Source organism: Pseudomonas coleopterorum (assembly GCF_900105555.1).
Taxonomy (GTDB): Bacteria; Pseudomonadota; Gammaproteobacteria; order Pseudomonadales; family Pseudomonadaceae; genus Aquipseudomonas; species Aquipseudomonas coleopterorum.
Map to the genome: position 1 here is coordinate 2,818,732 of NZ_FNTZ01000001.1, position 17,115 is coordinate 2,835,846.

General features: G+C 62.9%; 18 protein-coding genes. 12 read left to right on the forward strand and 6 right to left on the reverse strand.

What is annotated here, in order from left to right:
• Nucleotides 1-5: 5 nt before the first annotated feature.
• The 3 genes from alc to BLV18_RS12525 all read left to right on the forward strand — a co-directional run bounded on the left by alc (nt 6) and on the right by BLV18_RS12525 (nt 2,671).
• Nucleotides 6-1,001, forward strand: a complete 996-nt coding sequence (alc, locus tag BLV18_RS12515) for an allantoicase (protein ID WP_090358938.1) — start codon at nt 6-8, stop codon at nt 999-1,001.
• 24 nt (nt 1,002-1,025) lie between these two features.
• On the forward strand, nt 1,026-1,529 hold the full coding sequence (locus tag BLV18_RS12520; protein WP_090358940.1) for an ureidoglycolate lyase: 504 nt from the start codon (nt 1,026-1,028) through the stop codon (nt 1,527-1,529).
• 353 nt (nt 1,530-1,882) lie between these two features.
• Nucleotides 1,883-2,671: an outer membrane protein OmpK gene (locus BLV18_RS12525; protein WP_090358943.1), complete on the forward strand. Its 789-nt coding sequence runs from the start codon at nt 1,883-1,885 to the stop codon at nt 2,669-2,671.
• 156 nt (nt 2,672-2,827) lie between these two features.
• Here the strand turns inward: BLV18_RS12525 and BLV18_RS12530 are convergent, their stop codons facing one another.
• Entirely contained in the window at nt 2,828-4,027 is a 1,200-nt protein-coding gene (locus BLV18_RS12530) for an aminotransferase-like domain-containing protein (protein ID WP_090358946.1), read from the reverse strand.
• 282 nt (nt 4,028-4,309) lie between these two features.
• On the opposite strand from BLV18_RS12530, the gene BLV18_RS12535 reads away from it, so the two are divergent.
• Genes BLV18_RS12535 through BLV18_RS12550 form a run of 4 tightly spaced genes read left to right on the forward strand, consistent with a single transcriptional unit; the run spans nt 4,310 to nt 7,806 of the window.
• A complete protein-coding gene (locus BLV18_RS12535) occupies nt 4,310-4,921 on the forward strand; it encodes a paraquat-inducible protein A (protein ID WP_056842256.1) in 612 nt (203 codons plus the stop codon).
• Nucleotides 4,918-5,532: a paraquat-inducible protein A gene (locus tag BLV18_RS12540; RefSeq protein ID WP_056842255.1), complete on the forward strand. Its 615-nt coding sequence runs from the start codon at nt 4,918-4,920 to the stop codon at nt 5,530-5,532. The genes BLV18_RS12535 and BLV18_RS12540 overlap by 4 nt, the downstream gene beginning before the upstream one ends.
• Entirely contained in the window at nt 5,525-7,207 is a 1,683-nt protein-coding gene (locus tag BLV18_RS12545) for a PqiB family protein (RefSeq protein ID WP_090358949.1), read from the forward strand. The genes BLV18_RS12540 and BLV18_RS12545 overlap by 8 nt, the downstream gene beginning before the upstream one ends.
• Nucleotides 7,204-7,806, forward strand: coding sequence for a PqiC family protein (locus tag BLV18_RS12550; RefSeq protein WP_090358951.1), 603 nt, complete (start codon nt 7,204-7,206; stop codon nt 7,804-7,806). The genes BLV18_RS12545 and BLV18_RS12550 overlap by 4 nt, the downstream gene beginning before the upstream one ends.
• Here BLV18_RS12550 and BLV18_RS12555 read toward each other — a convergent pair.
• The 3 genes from BLV18_RS12555 to BLV18_RS22445 form a co-directional block, all read right to left on the reverse strand.
• Nucleotides 7,799-8,215, reverse strand: a complete 417-nt coding sequence (locus BLV18_RS12555) for a response regulator (RefSeq protein ID WP_049859902.1) — start codon at nt 8,213-8,215, stop codon at nt 7,799-7,801. The genes BLV18_RS12550 and BLV18_RS12555 overlap by 8 nt on opposite strands.
• Before the next feature lie 163 nt (nt 8,216-8,378).
• On the reverse strand, nt 8,379-9,929 hold the full coding sequence (locus BLV18_RS12560; RefSeq protein WP_208598858.1) for a thymidine phosphorylase: 1,551 nt from the start codon (nt 9,927-9,929) through the stop codon (nt 8,379-8,381).
• 8 nt (nt 9,930-9,937) lie between these two features.
• Nucleotides 9,938-10,171 (reverse strand): hypothetical protein, encoded by a 234-nt coding sequence (locus tag BLV18_RS22445; RefSeq protein ID WP_208598859.1) that lies wholly within the window; start codon nt 10,169-10,171, stop codon nt 9,938-9,940.
• A gap of 345 nt (nt 10,172-10,516) precedes the next feature.
• Between BLV18_RS22445 and BLV18_RS12565 the strand changes: the two genes are divergently transcribed.
• The 4 genes from BLV18_RS12565 to BLV18_RS12580 all read left to right on the forward strand — a co-directional run bounded on the left by BLV18_RS12565 (nt 10,517) and on the right by BLV18_RS12580 (nt 14,472).
• Complete coding sequence (locus BLV18_RS12565; RefSeq protein WP_090358954.1) at nt 10,517-11,812, forward strand: MFS transporter; 1,296 nt, start codon at nt 10,517-10,519, stop codon at nt 11,810-11,812.
• Nucleotides 11,813-11,934: 122 nt separating this feature from the next.
• Nucleotides 11,935-12,921, forward strand: a complete 987-nt coding sequence (locus tag BLV18_RS12570) for an aliphatic sulfonate ABC transporter substrate-binding protein (protein WP_375143192.1) — start codon at nt 11,935-11,937, stop codon at nt 12,919-12,921.
• Between the two features lie 4 nt (nt 12,922-12,925).
• A complete protein-coding gene (locus BLV18_RS12575; protein ID WP_049859898.1) occupies nt 12,926-13,762 on the forward strand; it encodes an ABC transporter permease in 837 nt (278 codons plus the stop codon).
• On the forward strand, nt 13,759-14,472 hold the full coding sequence (locus BLV18_RS12580; protein WP_090358958.1) for an ABC transporter ATP-binding protein: 714 nt from the start codon (nt 13,759-13,761) through the stop codon (nt 14,470-14,472). Before BLV18_RS12575 ends, BLV18_RS12580 begins: the two co-directional genes overlap by 4 nt.
• A gap of 159 nt (nt 14,473-14,631) precedes the next feature.
• Here BLV18_RS12580 and BLV18_RS12585 read toward each other — a convergent pair whose 3' ends face one another.
• Nucleotides 14,632-15,489 (reverse strand): SDR family oxidoreductase, encoded by an 858-nt coding sequence (locus BLV18_RS12585; protein ID WP_090358960.1) that lies wholly within the window; start codon nt 15,487-15,489, stop codon nt 14,632-14,634.
• A gap of 225 nt (nt 15,490-15,714) precedes the next feature.
• Between BLV18_RS12585 and BLV18_RS12590 the strand changes: the two genes are divergently transcribed.
• A complete protein-coding gene (locus BLV18_RS12590) occupies nt 15,715-15,993 on the forward strand; it encodes a hypothetical protein (RefSeq protein ID WP_049859895.1) in 279 nt (92 codons plus the stop codon).
• 87 nt (nt 15,994-16,080) lie between these two features.
• Here the strand turns inward: BLV18_RS12590 and BLV18_RS12595 are convergent, their stop codons facing one another.
• Nucleotides 16,081-16,986 (reverse strand): polyprenyl synthetase family protein, encoded by a 906-nt coding sequence (locus tag BLV18_RS12595; protein ID WP_090358962.1) that lies wholly within the window; start codon nt 16,984-16,986, stop codon nt 16,081-16,083.
• Nucleotides 16,987-17,115 lie beyond the last annotated feature (129 nt).

Sequence of the window (17,115 nt, forward strand, 5' to 3'; positions counted from 1 at the left end):
TATTCATGAAAGCCTACGCCGCACCGTTCCAGAAGTACGTCAACCTGGCCGATGCCCGCCTCGGTACCCGGGCCATTTCAGTGACCGACGATTGGTTCGCCGACGTCAACCGGCTGTTCCAGCCCACCCCGGCGGTGTGGAAGGAAGGCGTCTTCGACGACAACGGCAAGTGGATGGACGGCTGGGAATCGCGGCGCAAGCGCTTCGAAGGCTATGACAGCGCAGTGATCCGCCTTGGCGCGCCAGGCTCGATCAAGGGCGTGGACATCGACACCTCGTTCTTCACCGGCAACTTCCCTCCTTCGGCGTCACTGGAAGCCTGCTTCATCAGCGAAGGCGAACCTGACGACCAGACCCCGTGGGTCGAAATCCTCAGCGCGGTCGAGCTGCAGGGCAATAGCCATCACTACCACAGCATCGACAACGACAGCGCGTTCAGCCATCTGCGCTTCAATATCTACCCGGACGGCGGTGTGGCCCGCCTGCGCGTGTATGGCGTGCCGTTCCGCAGCTGGTCGAGCACCAGCGACGAGGAGCAGATCGACCTCGCCAGCGCCCTCAACGGCGGACGCGCACTGGCCTGCTCGGACGAACACTACGGCAGCATGAGCAACCTGCTCAACCCCGGCCGTGGCATCAATATGGGCGACGGCTGGGAAACCGCTCGGCGACGCACGCCTGGCAACGACTGGGTCATCGTGGCCCTCGGGCATCCTGGCGTGGTGCAGCAGGTGATCGTCGACACCCTGCATTTCAAGGGTAACTACCCAGACAGCTGTTCGATCCAGGGTGCGTTCGTCAAGGGCGGGACCGACAGCCAGATCGAGACCCAAAGCCTGTTCTGGCGTGAACTGCTGCCCAGCCAGAAGCTGCAGATGCACCAGGAGCACAGCTTTGCGGAGCAGATCAAGGCACTGGGGCCGATCACCCACATCCGGCTCAACGTCTTCCCCGACGGCGGTGTGAGCCGACTGCGAGTGCTGGGCACTCTGGCCCGATAGCATCCCTTCATAATAGGACCCAGCATGCGTACATTACCGATCGAACCCTTGACCAAGGCCGCGTTTGCGCCGTTTGGCGACGTGATCGAAACCGAGGGCAGCGCACACTTCCTGATCAACAACGGTTCGACCCAACGCTTCGATCGCCTGGCGGACGTGCAGTTGGCCACCGAGCAGGATCAGGCCGTGATCAGCATTTTCCGCGCCCGCACCTTGCCGATGCCGCTCACCGTACGCATGCTCGAACGTCATCCACTGGGCAGTCAGGCGTTCATTCCGTTGTTGGGCAACGCCTTTCTGATCGTGGTCGCACCGGCCGGCGCCGTCCCGCGTAGCGAAGACGTGCGCGCGTTCATCAGCGATGGTCGTCAGGGCATCAATTACCATAAGGGTGTCTGGCATCATCCGGTGTTGGCACTGCACGATCAGGATGACTTCCTGATCGTGGATCGAAAAGGCCCGGGCAACAATTGCGACGAGTTCTTCTTCGAGGCGTGCGACTTATTGTCGCTCGACCCGTCGTTGTAACTTCCGGGGCATGGCACAGGGCGCCTAATCATTATAAGGACGGCTGGCTTAGTTGCCCTGATCAAGACTGAAAAGATAAAACCAATGCGGCTTGCCAGTGGCTACGCAAACCCCTACCCTGCGCCGCCGCTGGAAGGCGCGGCGTGCGAAGTGGCTGAACCGCGTTAATTGCTGCATCACTGAACACTGACGAATCTATCCGCCCGGACGAAAACTGGCTAACTCGGATGACCGGTCCGCGGACGCCTTGCGCGCGTTCGGCGGCAACTACAAGTTGACCTTCGGGACAACAAAAGAGGCGCCACTAGAGTGCCCACACAACTACCACACTTATTTGACCTGAGAGCGATTGAATGAAAACCACACTACCGAGCCTGTTTCTGGCTGCCGGCCTGGCCCATGCCGGCACCGCGATGGCCGCTGGCGACTGGCTCCAGTGGCAGAGCACCAGCCTGACCTACCTGGTGGGCAAGGACTACACCGTCAACCCCAGCCACCAGCAGACCGTGACCTACGAACATGCCGATGCCTGGAAGTACGGCGACAACTTTCTGTTCGTCGACAAGATTTTCTACAATGGCGAAGCCGATGGTACCAACGGCAACGACACCTATTACGGTGAGTTCAGCCCGCGCCTGTCGATGAGCAAGATCTTCGATCGCACGTTCCGCTTCGGTCCGATCAAGGATGTGCTGTTGGCCATGACTTACGAGTTTGGCGAAGGGGATAACGAGTCTTATCTGATCGGTCCGGCCGTCGACCTGGCTCTGCCGGGGTTCGATTATTTCCAGTTGAATTTCTATAACCGTCAAACCGAAGGCAGCCGCGCCGGGGACAATGTCTGGCAGATCACACCGGTGTGGTCCTATACCCTGCCGGTCGGTCGTTCGGACATTCTCATCGACGGCTTTGCCGACTGGGTGGTGGGCAACGATTCGAACAAGCATGGCGAGTACCACGCCAATCTGCATTTCAACCCGCAGGTCAAATACGACTTGGGCAAAGCCTTGGGTCAAGGCGCGCAGCAAGTGTATGTAGGTTTTGAATACGATTATTGGGACAACAAGTATGGGATCAAGGACAGTCGTTATTTCGATACCAATCAGAATACGGCGAGTTTGTTGGTAAAAGTGTTCTTCTGATCGGGCATTGGAAGCTGGGCCAGTGATGGGTCGAGACCGCGTGCACCGCCGACGCGGCTCGCGCCGCTGCTACACCGACCGCGTAGTCCTGTTCCGGCCTCACCGCATTCATCCAGGCACACCGCACGCACCGCCGACGCGGCCTCGCCGCGAATTCTACTGCTCGAACGCTTGACGCAATCGGTGCAGGCCTTCGTCGATGTCGGCCAACCCAGGTGCGGCGAACGACAGACGGATGCTGCTGGGGTCCGGGTCCTGGCCGTAGAAGGCGCTGCCGGGCACGAAGAGCACCTTCTGCTCGATTGCCCGCGGCAGTAATGCCTTGGCGTCGAGGCCATGCAGGCAACGGCCCCAGACGAACATACCGCCTGCCGGCGCACTCACCTGCAGATACTCCGCCAACGGCTGCAACCCAGCCAGCATGCGCTCGCACTTCTCCCGATAGCCCTGCGCCAGACCCGGCAGCGCCCGTTCCAGCGCCCCTGCCGCGAGGTAATTGGCGGCGATGCGCTGCGCCCAGGGCGACGTGCACAGGTCCACGGTCTGCTTGGCCACCAGGCAGCGCTGGCGGACCGCAGCAGGCGCCACCATCCAGCCCACGCGCAGCCCTGGCGCGAGCACCTTGGACAGGCTGGACAGATGGATCACCCGCCCCTCGGCGCCCTCCACCTGCCGACTTAACGCCAACAGCGAAGGCACTTCCTCGCCGGCAAAGCGCAGCGCACCGTAAGGATCGTCTTCGACCACCAGAAAATCGTGCGCGACTGCCAGCTTCAGCAGCGCCAGACGCCGCGCCAGGGGCAGACAGGCGCCGGTGGGGTTGGCGAAGGTGGGCACGCAATAAAGCATCGCGACATCGCCGCGCGCACGCCCTGCCAGCTGCTGCGCCAAGGCATCGGTGTCCAGGCCGTCGGCATCGGTCGTCACGCTGAGCACCTGCGCCCCGGCCAGGCGCAACGCCTGCAACGCTGCCGGATACGTCGGGCATTCCACCAGTACCGACGAGCCGGGGGCCAGCAACACCTTGAGTAACAGGTCGAAGCCTTGTTGCGAACCGGTCGTCACTATCAACTCATCCGCCTCAACCGCCACGCCACGCCGCGCCATCAGACTCACTAACTGTTCGAGCAGCGCCGGCAAGCCTTCGGTGGCGGCGTATTGCAAACAGTCCAGGGGGGCTTCGCGCATGGCCTGCTCCGCGGCTTCGCGCAGGCCGGACTCGTCGAAAAACGCCGACGCCGGATAGCCACCGGCAAAGGAAATCATGCCCGGCACCGACAGGTACTTGAACAGCTCGCGTATGGCCGAGCCGGTGGGGTTTTCGAAGGCAGGCGTAAATCGGTAATCCAGGGCCATGACGGTGCTCGACGGCGAATGTGCCGAAAGTATCGAGGCGGGCGAACGCCGCTCACAAGCGAGATTATTTCCAGATGTCATGCCATTGGGTGCTGACAGGGTCCACGCCCGCAAACCAAAAGCCGCGAGTAGCCTGGCTTTTACAGCTATCGCCAGACGGAACGCTCAGCTTTATCATGACTCAGATACTCATGGCACCGCGCCACTGGACTAGACAGGTCGTGTCTAATCTGGGGAAATGCGCGCCCCTGACCTCAGGCTTTCATCTATGCCCATTGCCGAATGAACACCTCTTCCCGCTCGATCATCTGTGAACACTGCGATTCGCTGTTCGAATCGGTGGCCCTGACGCATGGTCAGAAAGCCGAGTGCACGCGTTGTGGCGCGGTGCTCGAACGTGGCCAGCGCCTGAGCATCCAGGCGCTGTTCGCCCTGGCGCTGACCGCAGCCATGCTGTTCATTCTGGCCAACGCCTTTCCGGTGATCAGCATCAGCATGGAAGGGCTGAGCAACCAGGCCACCCTGCTCGCCTCGGTGGAAGCCCTGGCCCAGGGCCGCATCACGCCGATGGCCGCGGTGACCGGGTTGACCATCATTCTCGCCCCCCTGTTGCAGATCTGCCTGCTGTGCTGGCTGCTCGGCTTCGCCACCGCCGGACGCGCCGCGCCCGGCTTTCGTACCTGCATGCGCGCGCTGGAGCACCTGCGCCCCTGGAGCATGCTGGAAGTCTGCCTGTTGGGCATTCTGGTCGCCATCATCAAACTGGCGGGCATGCTCGACGTCCACCCCGGCTTCGGCCTGTGGGCACTGGGTATGGTCACGGTGCTGTTGATCCTGATTTCCGGCAAGGGCATCCGCCGACTCTGGGACGACCTGGAAGGCCAGCTGCGATGAGCGAACCGGCCTACGCGCGGCAACTGGGCCTGGTGCTGTGCCATACCTGCGGGCATGTATGCCAGGCAGGCGAACACCATTGCCCGCGCTGTCACTCCACCGTGCATGCGCGCAAACCCGACAGCATCGCGCGGACGTGGGCGCTGCTGATTGCGGCATTGATCTTCTACATCCCGGCCAACCTGCTGCCGGTGATGCGCACCAACATGTTCGGCAACGCCAGCGAAAACACCATCATGAGTGGCGTCATCGAGTTCTGGCATGGCGGCTCCTGGGACATCGCCGTACTGATCTTCTTCGCCAGCGTGGTCGTGCCTTGCATGAAGTTCCTGATCCTGGGGATGCTGCTGGTAACCTGTCAGCGCAAGAGCCACTGGGCCATGCGCGAGCGGGCTCGCTTGTATCGCTTCATCGAGCTGATCGGGTACTGGTCGATGCTCGACGTGCTGGTGGTGGCGCTGGTCGCCGCGCTGGTGCAGTTTCGTTCACTGAGTTCCATCGACCCGTTGCTGGGTATCGTGTTTTTCGGTCTGGTGGTGGTACTCACCATGCTTGCCGCCATGAGTTTCGATCCCCGGCTCATCTGGGATGTAGAGGTTGAAGATGTCTGATCGTCCAGGTTCCACTCCCGCGTCCCCTGCCGCTGCACCGGCGGTCAAGACGCGTCGTTTCAATGTCTCGCTGGTGTGGATCGTGCCGATCATTGCGGCGCTGGTAGGCGCCTCGATGCTGATCAGCAATGGCCTCAATGCCGGGCCGCAGATCGAAATCAGCTTCGAGACCGCCATGGGCCTGGAAGCCAACAAGACCCAGGTCAAATACAAGAACGTGGTCATCGGGCAGGTAACCGCCATCGCCCTCAGCGACGACCGCAGCCATGTGGTCGCCAAGGTCGACCTGAACAAGTCCGCCGAAGGCTTCACCGCCGAGGACTCGGTGTTCTGGGTGGTGCGCCCACGCATCGGCGCCAACGGCATTTCCGGCGTGGATACGCTGCTCTCCGGCGCCTTCATCGGCGCCGACGCCGGCAGCTCCGAAGAGCGCAAGCGGCAATTCGTCGGCAAGGAAACACCGCCGGCGATCACCTACGGCGAGCAAGGCAAGCGCTTCACCCTGCACACCGAGGACCTGGGTTCGCTGGACATCGGCTCGCCGGTCTACTATCGCCGCATCGAAGTCGGCCAAGTGGTGTCGTACCAATTGGCCGAAGACGGCAAGGGTGTCGACGTGGAGATCTTCGTCCATGCCCCCAACGACAAGTACGTGACCACCGACACGCGCTTCTGGAATGCCAGCGGCATCGACCTGACCGTGGGCGCCAGCGGCCTGAAGGTCAACACCGAGTCCCTTTCGACCATCCTCGCCGGCGGCGTCGCCTTCGTCGAACCCAAGTACAGCCCCAACGCGACTCCGGCCACCGAGCGCTCGCGCTTCGACCTGTTCGCCGATCAGGAAACCGCCCTGGCGCCGCCCGATGGCGAACCGCGCTACATCAGCATGAGCTTCAACCAGTCGCTGCGCGGCCTGGCGGTCAACGCCCCGGTGGAGTTCCTAGGCGTGAATATCGGCCGTGTGGTGTCGGTCAACCTGGACTATGACGCCAAGACCAAGAGCTTTCCCAGTGTGGTCGGCGCAGTGATCTACCCGGATCGCCTGGGCAAGGCCCACGAAAAACTGCTCAAGGAAATGGGTACCGAGGACGATGAGCGCTCGGCGAAGCTGATGTCGGCATTCGTCAAACAGGGTCTGCGGGCCCAGGCACGCAGTGCCAACCTGATTACCGGGCAGTTGTACATTTCCCTGAGCTTTTTGCCCAACGCAGCGCCCGTGGCTTTCGACGTCGCCGCCCGCCCGCTGCGCATTCCCACCGTGCCCGGCAGTCTGGACAAGGTGCAGGAGCAGTTGCAGGGCGTGGTCGACAAGATCAGCAAATTGCCGCTGGATGAAATTGCCAACAACCTCAACGGCAGCCTGAGCGAAATGCAGAAGACCTTGCGTCAGGTCAACGCCGAGGTCCTGCCGCAGATGCGTGGCACCTTGCAGCAGACCCAGAAGACCTTGGCTGCGGCCAACTCCACCTTCGCCGACGACTCGCCGGAGCGCCAGCAACTGAGCCAGGCCATGGACGAAGTCCAACGCACCGCCCGTTCGGTACGGGTGCTGACCGATTTCCTCAGCCGCAACCCCGAAGCACTGATTCGCGGCCGTACCAAACAGGGTGAGCCGGACGCCTACCGCAGCCCGGGTAATACCTCACGTGAAATCCAATCGGAAGCTCAACCATGATCAAACGCAGCCTGATAATGGCCGCAGGCCTGGGCCTGGGTGCCTGCAGTTCGCCGGTCACCCACTACTACACGCTGCAGGACACTGCGCCGAGCGCGCCCTCGCGCCTGGCTGCGCCGTCGTTCCAGTTCGAAATGCTCGCCGTGCGCATGCCTGTCCAGGTCGACCAGCCGCAACTGGTAGTGCGCCAGGACCGCGGCAATCTGGCGATCCTGGAGAACGATCGCTGGAGTGCGCCGCTGGCCGATGAGTTTCACGACGCTCTGACCGATCGCCTGGAACGCCAGTTGGGGACGCGTGATCTGGCTGGGTTGCCCAAGGATGCGCAAAAGGCCGTGCTGTCCGTACAAACCGACGTGCGACGTTTCGATTCGCTACCGGGTCAGTATGCGCTGGTCGATGTGGTGTGGAGTCTGGGAATGCGCGGCGGTGCGCAGCCGCGCCGTACATTGACCTGTGCAAGCCAGATCCGTGAAACGGCGGGAGTAGAACTGAGCAGCTTGGTGGTGGCACATCAGCGGGTGATCGATCAATTGGCGAAGCAGATTGCAACGACCGCCCGCCAATGGGCTCAAGGCAACGGCGCCTGTCCTAGCTGACGGCGCGCGGCACGGTGCCGAGGGCTTTCTCGACACCGTCGAGCAACTGACCGAGCGTCCATGGCTTGCGCACAAAGCTCACCGGGATGGTGACGCCGGAGCTTTCGGGCGTTTCATGGCCCGACATGATCATGATCGGAATTTCCGGCCAGGTCTGCGCCGAGTAGTTCGCCAGCCCTGCGCCGTTCATGCTGCCGGGCATCAGGATATCCGTCAGCAACAGACCGACTTCGTTGGAACGTTTGTTCAGAAACTCGAGCGCATGGTCCGCAGATTCGACACCCTCGGTCTTCCAACCTTCCTCGCCCAGCAGTTCGCAGACGAACTCGCGAATCAGCGCTTCGTCTTCGACCACCAGAACCAGGTTCGCTCCCTTGGAAGCACTGTCGATGCGCGGCGAATCAGTCATTGCCAAATCCTTCTGTGTACTTGAATTGATTGAGGAAAGTTACCGCCGCGATGGCGACTCCCACACTCAGGTTAGGAGAGCGGAAAAGCTTGTGAATTCCATTTGTCGAGGTTGCGCCGACGAACGGTAATCGGGCGAGGCAGCGTTGCGGGGTCAGCGTGGATCAGGCCTGCTCATCCAGGATGATGCCGCTCTCGATCCGGGCCTGCTCAGCAGCGTGTTCCAGGCCTTCTGCGCTTGATGCATGGAGGAGGTAAAGTACGTCGCCCTGGGCCACCTGGGTGCCCAGATTGACCTTCAGATCCATACCTGCAGCCTTGTCACCAGGTGCCCCTGCACAGCGGGCGAGTTCCGCCAGTCGCCAGCCATCGAGCCGTGCCACCCGACCCGCGCAAGGGGCGCACACGGCCCAGGTCGACGGGCTGGGCATGACTGGCACCCTGCGTCCCTGAACCTCGATGATGCGTTCAAAAGCCGCCAGGGCCTGGCCACCGTCCAGCAGGTACTCGGCACGTTCGCGCCCGGCTTCGACACTGCCGATGCGCGGGTCCCAGGCCAGGATGCGTGCGGCAAACGACAGCGCCTTCTCGCGCAGGTCGGCAGGCGCTTGCGGGGCGCCTTCGAGCACCCAGCGTACGTCGCGCACTTCCAGGGCCGGGCCGATGCCGCGCCCGACCGGTCGCGAGCCGTCGGTGGCAACGGCCGCGACGGTAAGGCCCAACAGAGCGCCAACTTCCTCGAACAGTTTGCCCAGTGTGTGCGCCTGCTCTGCGGTCGCCAATTTGGTCCGCGGCCCGAATGGCAGATCGACGATGACGTGGGTCGAGCCGGCGGTGAGCTTCTTCGAGAGGATGGACGCCACTGCCCAGCGCGTGGAGTCGATACCGAGCGGTCGGGTGATGGCGTTCATCACCTCGTCCAGATGGGAGTGGTTGAGGCGGCCATTCCAGGCGATGCAGGCGCCCGTCTGGGCAATGCAGTGCTGCACCTCTTCAGGCGTCAGTTCCACCTCGGCCAGCACCTCCATGGCATCGGCGGTGCCGGCCGCTGAGGTGATCGCCCGGGACGAGGTCTTGGGCATGAGCAGACCTTGCGCCGCGACGATCGGCACCACGATCAAGGTGATCCGGCTGCCAGGCACGCCCCCCATCGAATGCTTGTCGACCACAATCGGTCGATCCCAGCGCATGATCGGGGAAAACCGCGTCCGCACGCGCGCCAGCGCCACCACCTCGGCATCCGACAAATGCTGGCTGGCACTCACCAGAAACGCGCGGATCTCGCTGTCGACGTACTTGCCGGCAATGATGTCGCGTAGCACCTGCTCGTACTGCGCCTCGTCCAGTTCATGCCCCTGCAGTTTGCGCAGCAGCAGCGGATGACTGCCCGGCAGCGGCGCGTGGCGCTGGGCAACGGTTTCGACCGCATCGACGAAGCGACCGATGCCCTCGGCCAGGGTGGCGTCATTGTTGACGCGCAGGGTTTCGATGTCGGCAGGCAGCGCGTCGACCTGACGTAGCACGCGGGCACTGGCCTGCTCGGCGGTCTCCCGACCACGCCCCAGAATGCGCGCAGCCAGGACCTCTGGCGAAGCGGTGATTTCAATCACCACCAGATGCGGCACACGGGTGGCCGCCTCCCGAATCATCTTGCGCGAGCCATTGGCGATGACGTGCCGGCCCTCCTCCAGCACCTGCAACAGTTCGGCGGACAAGCCATAACTCAAGCCGTGAGCATGCCAGCTGAGCAGGAACGCCCCTGCCGCGACGCTGGCCTGAAACTGTTCGGGGTCACGCCCGCGTGGTCTTCTCCTGGAGCGCCGCTGGGGCGGGTGATGGTGCGACGGGCAAACAGGTAGCGGCCGGAAGTGCCCAGGTAGGCGCGCGCGCCTTCGATGAGCGAATCCTTGCCCGCCCCGCTCGGCCCGACCACAAAGAAGAAAATACCCTGCGCCATGAATATGCTCCGCCTTGCCCGGGCCGATGCCGACCGGCGTCTCGCCGGATCGAGCGTGTGAATGAACGCGACACGGTGCGCCCCCCGCACACCGAAGCCGGCAGTCTACGCCATTATTCGCACGCCAGTGCTGGCCCCCATGCTGCATGGATCGAGCGCAGCGATTATCATCCCCGCGCCTGCATCCCATGGGACGCGTTCATCTGCGTAGAAGCGGTCATCGGCCGCGAAACCGGCGCCGCAGTGCTTCAGGCAAACCGCAGTGCAGGTTTCGCGACCACGGATCGCGCCCACGGGGTTCGTGGCAGATCATCAACCCATCTTCAACGCTCCAGGAGTTCATGCATGTCGCCCACTTCCGGCCTGACCGAGCACGCCAGCGCTGGCACGTATCGCAAGATCGTCTGGCGGTTGATTCCGTTTCTGTGCTTCTGCTACCTGGCGTCTTACCTGGATCGCATCAACGTCGGCTTCGCCAAACTGCAGATGCTCGACACCCTGCACATGAGTGAAACCGCCTACGGTCTGGGCGCCGGGTTGTTCTTCGTCGGTTACATCCTGTTCGAGGTGCCCAGCAACCTGGTGTTGCAGAAGGTCGGCGCACGCTTGTGGATCGCTCGCATCATGATCAGCTGGGGCGTGCTCTCCGGGTTGACCATGTTCGTCACCACCGAGTGGCACTTCTACCTGCTGCGCTTCTTGCTCGGCGCAGCCGAGGCCGGGTTTCTGCCAGGGGTGCTGTTCTACCTGAGCCAGTGGTTTCCGTCGTACCGACGCAGCCGCATCATTGCCCTGTTCATGATCGGCCTGCCGCTGTCGAGTCTGATCGGCGGACCGCTGTCGGGCTGGATCATGGGCAATTTCGACGGTGTCAGCGGCCTGCACAACTGGCAGTGGCTGTTCCTCCTCGAAGCCATACCGACCGTGGTGCTGGGCGCGTTGTGTCTGGCCATCCTGCCCAATGGCATTGCCGATGCCCGCTGGCTCACCGAGCGCGAGAAAACCGAACTGCAAACCGTGCTGGCTCGGGACGAGAGCGAGAACCGGGGCGGCCACTCGTTTCGTGCCGGCTTTTTCGACATCAAGGTATGGATGCTGGGCGGCATCGATTTCTCGATTCTGTTGAGTGCCTATGCCATGGGGTTCTGGCTGCCCACCTTCATCCGCAACGCCGGGGTCGGCAACCCCGGCGACATCGGCCTGCTGGTGGCCATACCCAGCCTCGCCGGACTGATCGGGATGCTGGCCATCGGCGCCAGTTCCGACAAGCACCGCGAGCGGCGCTGGCACATCATCGTGCCATTCATCGTCGGCGCGGCGGCCATGTTCCTCAGCACCTTCTTCACCCAGAACGTGGCGGTCACCGTGTTGCTGTTCTCGGTGGCTTCGTTGGCTATCATCGGTGCGGTGCCGGTGTTCTTCAGTCTTCCGGCGACCTTTCTCAAAGGGACTGCGGCGGCCACTGGTTTTGCCCTGGCCTGTTCGCTGGCCAACATCGCCGGGCTGGTCAGCAATTCCCTGATGGGCGTGGTCATGGACCGCTTCCACAGCCCGCAGATCGCCCTGTGGATTTTTGCCGCCTGCCTGCTGCTCAGTTGCCTGCTGGTACTAGCGTTGCCAGCCAGGACGGTCAATCGGTGAGCGGCCTGGGTCGTGGCGCGTCCCGGCAATCTAAGCTCAGACCCAAAAGGTATTTATAGTTGGTTTTTTAGATCATTTAGCATTGGGATCCGGCGTGCCAGCCGGCTCTCCCTTGTCGAGGAATGATCTTCATGACCCTGTTTTCCCGCCTGTCCAAACCGCTGCTGGCCGCCACCGTGCTGCTTGCCAGCTTCGCCAGCGTCGCCCAGGCAGCTACCCCTGCCGAGGTTCGCCTGGACTATGCCTACTACTCGCCCACCAGTCTGGTCCTGCGCCATTTCGGCTGGCTGGAAAAAGCCCTGCCCGGCACCAAGGTCGACTGGGTGCTCAGCCAGGGCAGCAACCGCTCGCTGGAATACCTCAACGGCGGCAGCATCGACTTCGCTTCCACGGCCGGCCTTGCAGCGGTGCTGAGCCGCGCCAATGGCAGCCCGATCAAGACCGTGTACATCGCCAGCCGCCCGGAATGGACCGCCCTGGCGGTGCGCAAGGATTCGCCGATCCAGACCGTTGCCGACCTCAAAGGCAAGAAGATCGCCGCCACCAAAGGCACCGACCCTTTCCTGTTCACCCTGCGCAGCCTGCAACAGGCTGGGCTGAGCAAGGATGATGTGGAGCTGGTTCACCTGCAGCACGCCGACGGTCGCACCGCGTTGGAAAGAGGCGACGTGGATGCCTGGGCCGGCCTCGATCCGCTACTGGCAGCCAGTCAGCTGCAAGCCGGCTCGAAGTTGCTGTACCGCAACATCGAATTCAACAGCTATGGGGTGATCAGCGTCACGGAAAAATTCGCAGCCGAACATGCCGACACCGTCGCGCAGGTCATCAAGGCCTACGAGCAGGCCCGTAGCTGGGCGCGAGAACACCCGGACGATCTGGCGGCGCTGTTGGCCAAGGAATCGGGGCTGCCCCTGGATGTGGCCAAGCTGCAGCTCTCGCGGACCGACTTCAGCGACTCGCAGCCAGGCGCCAAGCAGATTCAGGCGCTCAAGGCCGCTGCGCCGATCCTCACCGCCGAAGGCCTGGTGCGCAAAGGCGTGGACGTCAACGACGTGGTCGATCAGTTGATCGAGCCACGCTTCGGCGCACAAGTCATCGGGAAGCAGTGACTTCATGAGCGCGTCGGAAAACACCCTACCCAAGGCAGCGCCGGCTCCACGGCGCGCTTCACCCGCCTGGCGGCGCGGGGCCAAGGGCTGGTTGCTGCCGTGTCTGATCGTGATCGTGCTGGAGATCGTGGTGCGGGTCGGCTGGATCCCGGCCTACCAGATGCCGGCGCCGAGCGATGTCGCGCTGACGCTGGTCGAGCTGGCGCAAGGCGCGCTGGGCAAGCACGTGCTGGCCAGCGTCGGTCGCGTGCTGGCCGGCTTCGTCATCGGTGCGTCCCTGGCCCTGGTATTTGCCGCCTGGGTCGGCCTGAGCCGGGAAGCCGAGGCCTACCTGGAACCCACCTTCGCCGGCCTGCGCGCCATACCCAGCCTGGCCTGGGTGCCGTTGCTGCTGCTGTGGCTGGGCATCGACGAGACGTCCAAGGTCGTGTTGATCGCCATTGGTGCGTTCTTTCCGGTGTACGTCAACGGCGTGGCCGCGATTCGCAACATTGACCGCAAGCTGGTGGAGGTCGGGCAGATGTATGGCTTCAGCGCCCGTCGGCTGACCCTGCGCATTCTGCTGCCGGCCGCCATGCCGGGCCTGTTCACCGGCTTGCGCAGCGGCCTGAGCATGGCCTGGATGTTTCTGGTCGCCGCCGAATTGATTGCCGCCACCAAAGGCCTGGGATACCTGCTCAGCGACGGCCGCGAAACCTCGCGGCCCGACATCGTGCTGGCGGCGATCCTGGCCCTGGCGGTGCTGGGCAAGCTCAGTGACGGCGTGCTTGCGGCCATCGAGCGGCGTTGCGTCAGTTGGCGCGACACCTTCACCGGCGAAGCCACGGGGAGCCGATCATGAGCGGTGCCTTGCTGAGCATTCACGTCCGGCGCAAGACGTTCGGCGAAACCCTGGTGCTCAAGGACGTGGAGTTGCAATTGCAACCCGGCGAGGTCGTCAGCCTGCTGGGTCCCAGCGGATGCGGCAAAAGCACCCTGCTGCGCATCGCTGCGGGTCTGGATCGGGACTACAGCGGCGAGCTGAGCAGCGCAGGCGAGTCGGTGGCATTCGTTTTCCAGGAGCCGCGGCTGATGCCTTGGTTGAGCGTGGCGCGCAACATCGGCTTTCACGATGACGGTCACTATGACCAGGCCTGGGTACGGCAGCTGATCGAGGAAGTGGGCCTGAGCGGATTTGCCGAGGCGCTGCCCAAGGCATTGTCCGGCGGCATGGCGCAGCGGGTCGCAATTGCGCGGGGGCTTTATTCCAGGCCAAAGGTGCTGCTGCTGGACGAGCCGTTCAGTGCAGTGGATGCGTTTACCCGGATGAAGCTGCAGGATTTATTGCTGGATCTGGCAAGGCGGCATGACATTGCGCTGCTGTTGGTGACTCATGATGTGGACGAGGCGCTATACCTGAGTGACCGGGTGTTGGTGATGGGGCATCGGGCCAGTGGCATCGGCGGTGGGATTGATGTGGATCTGGTGCAGCCGAGGGATCGGCGGGATCCGGTGTTGGCCGAGCTGAGAATACAGGCCCTGACTCAGCTGAAGTCAGCGCATGTGGTTTGATCTTTGTGTATGGCTTGAGTGCCTCTTCGCGGGCAGAGCCCGCTCCCACAGGGTATCCCAACACACACGGGATCCTTGTGGGATCGGGGCGGGCAGCGAGCCCTCTGCCCGCGAAGAGGCCCGAGCAGACAAAACTAAGCCTGCCACCCGAGCGCAGCCCTACAAAATAGGCTTGCCGCCAGTCACCGCATAGCGCGACCCGGAGATGTAGCTGCTCTCATCCGACCCCAGCAGCACATAGATCGGCGAGACCTCGACCGGCTGGCCCGGACGACCCAGTGGTGTCTCCTCGCCAAAGGTCTTCACCGCTTCCGGCGGCATGGTCGCCGGGATCAGCGGCGTCCAGATCGGGCCCGGTGCCACGCTGTTCACGCGAATGTTTTTCTTGCCCAGCAACTGCGCCAGCCCGGCGGTGAAGTTGGCGATCGCGCCCTTGGTGGTTGCATAGGGCAGCAAGGTCGGCTTGGGCATGTCCGAGTTGACCGAGCTGGTGTTGATGATCGAACCGCCCGACGGCATGTGAGGTACGGCAGCCTTGCAGATGCGAAACATCGCCGTGATGTTGATATCGAAGGTGCGCAACCACTCCTCGTCCGGAATCTCGTCCAGCGATTCGTGGCTCATCTGGAACGCGGCATTGTTGACCAGCACGTCGATGCGACCGAAACGCTCGACCGTCTTCTCGACGATCGCCAGACACTGTTCCCGCTCGGCCAGGTCGCCCGGCAACAGCAGGCACTGTCGTCCGGCTTCCTCGACGTAGCGAGCCGTGTCCTTGGCGTCCTCGTGCTCGTCGAGGTAGGAGATCACCACGTCGGCGCCTTCACGGGCATAGGCAATGGCCACGGCGCGACCGATACCGCTGTCACCGCCGGTGATCAGGGCGACCTTGTTGGCCATCCGGCCCGAGCCCTTGTAGCTGGTTTCGCCACAGTCGGGCAGCGGATTCATCTTCGACTGCGTGCCCGGCACCGCTTGCTGCTGCGGCTCGAACGGCGGAGTTGGATAGTTGGCCATGTGTACCTCGAAAGTTGACGGAAAACCTTGGCCGATTCGACAGAGGCAGTACCTCGTTGCCGAAACGACACAGTGTGCAAAGTCGACTTCCCTGCCGGCGCAAAAGTTTGATTTTTCGCCCAACCGATTCACCGTGCCCCGTGCAGACGCAAGGAATCTCTCGCGCCACGTCGAGTCACAACCCTGTAACCGATGCATTTTCATTCAGCAGCCAGAGAGGCATTCATGAGCAACGTCGAACTCGAGCACGAAGTACTCACCCGTTTGCTGCACGCGCATCCCCATGGCCTGGGCAAGGAAATCCTCGACAACTATCGCGGTGAAAAGGCCGTCGCGGGGATGATCAAGACGCTGCAGGAAAGAGGTCTGATCCAGGGCAAGCCGGTAACGGTCGAGGACCATGAACCGGCGCTGGAATACCCGATCAAGCTCAGCAGCTCGGGTGTGGAAGCCGCGAAGAAACACGACGCCGAGAAAGGCAGCAATCCGCACGCCGCCTCGTAAGAACGCGTCGTTGCGAAGGGCATCAAGTCAGCTTGATGCCCTTTTCATTTGTCATGTGGAAAAGCGACGCTGCCGAAAGGCGAACGCTCAGGCGCAGGTCGCGGCCTTGACGAAAATCAGCTGCAGAAAACGGCTGATATGATGATCCTGCGCATAGGCATCGGCCAGGCACGCGCGGGCCTTGTCCAGATGATCCTGCAGACGCCGCCTCACCTCATCTTCCCCGCACAGCGCCATGAAGGTCGACTTGCCGTCGTCCTTGCCCAGGTCTTTCGCCATGTCCGGGCTGCGATCATGCAGGTCGTCGTAGAGCTGGAACGCCTGCCCCAGCTCCAGGGCAAAACACTGCAGCACGGCTCGCGTGGGCGGTGGCGCATCGCTGATCAGATAGGCCATGTCCATGATTGCGCTGAACAGCACGCCCGTTTTCAGATTGTTGGTGGCGGCGATCTCTTCGGCGGTTCGCGGATGCAGCCCGTCACGCAGATCCTGCAACTGACCACGGGCCAGGCCATGAGCACCGATGGCGTTGGCCAGGATCTCCACCAGTTGCGTGCGAATCAACGGTTTCAGCCCCTCGATCCCCGCTACCACCGCAAAGGCCCGTGACAACAGGGCCACGGCGGCGAGAATGGCGACGTCTTCACCAAAGGCCAGGTGCGTGGTGACGCGACCGCGTCGCAGCTTGGCGTCATCCATGCAGGGCATGTCATCGAGCACCAGGGACGCGGCGTGCACCATCTCCACGGCGCAGCCCAGGTCCAGCGCCGCCTGGTCGCTGGCGCCCAGCCCGTTCGAAGCCAGGATCAACAGGATCGGACGCATCCGCTTGCCTGGCGCCAGGGCACCGTCGCGCATCGCCGTGGCCACCAGATCGCGCTCGTTGCTCGCCACGGGCAGCAAGGCGTCCAGCCGCGCTTCGATGGTGCAGCGCAGCAAGGCCATGTGCTCGGTAAAACCAGTATCGCTGGTCGCGGGCGTATCAGCTGTCATCGTTCCCTCTATTCTTGTTTCGAGTCCTGCGGGGCAGCCGGGGACGAGATTTCGGCAGGGTTCGGCCCGGGCGGAAACGTTCGCAAACAAGGAACGACTGCTCACCGCCGGTGCCTGAGCCTGTGAAGA